This is a genomic window from Clostridium acetireducens DSM 10703, from assembly GCF_001758365.1.
Classification (GTDB): Bacteria; Bacillota; Clostridia; order Clostridiales; family Clostridiaceae; genus Clostridium_C; species Clostridium_C acetireducens.
Map to the genome: position 1 here is coordinate 1 of NZ_LZFO01000083.1, position 936 is coordinate 936.

Below are 936 nucleotides of genomic sequence, written 5' to 3' on the forward strand. Positions count from 1 at the left end.
AAACTCCGTAATTCATCACAGGACGTGATGAGCCAATTTCCGCCCCAAGGACGGGGCATAAATTGGGTAGGAGTTTTTTTATTTTTTATTCTTAGAGTGTCTTAATGAAATGACTTATTTACAAACTCTCTTTATGCTACTGGCTTATTATTTTTATACAGCTTATTTTTAATTATTTTTTATTTGCAAATTTTATTAATCATTTTTATTCTAAGAACTTATTCTTTTTTTCATTTATTATCCATATAAATTAATAGGGAGGTGGGCTTATTGACTAAAATTAAATGTCATTATAAAAATTCTATATGTTATCATAAATTAGGATTTTTTTTAAAAGATTATATTTCAGATGAAACAGTTTTTGTATGCATAGGCACAGATAAATGCATAGGTGATTCTTTAGGACCACTAGTAGGATCTTTTCTTAAGAAAATTAATATTCCCGCGTCAGTTTATGGGACTATTTCAAACCCTATACATGCTCTTAATATAGATAAAGAGCTTAATAAAATAGCAAAATTACATGATAAAAAAAATATAATAGGCATAGATGCTTGTTTAGGAGAAAAATATAATATAGGAGAAATTCATATAAGAGATTATCCAATACATCCTGGTAAAGGAGTAGGTAAATTGCTACCCAATGTAGGTAATACATCTATTATAGGAATTGTAGATTCTTCTAGCAAAGTAAGTTTATTTACTAATAATTCTATAAGATTGAATTTAGTAATTCCCATGGCAAAAGTTATCGCTAATTCAATAGCACACGCATATTATTTACAATCTAATAAATAGGATAATTTTTTCATTTAATATAAACTATTTATTATGTTGTTGAATAAAAAATGATTGAAATAATTTGTATATAAAAAATAATTAAAAATAAGCTATATAAAATAATAAGGCAGTCTTATAAAGAGAGTTTGTAAATAA

At 25.4% G+C, this 936-nt stretch carries 1 protein-coding gene; it reads left to right on the forward strand.

The features are described from left to right. Positions 1-270 precede the first annotated feature (270 nt). Positions 271-798 carry a spore protease YyaC gene (yyaC, locus tag CLOACE_RS11620; protein ID WP_070111399.1) on the forward strand — a complete coding sequence of 176 codons (528 nt, stop codon included), beginning with the start codon at positions 271-273 and terminating at the stop codon, positions 796-798. Positions 799-936: the final 138 nt, after the last annotated feature.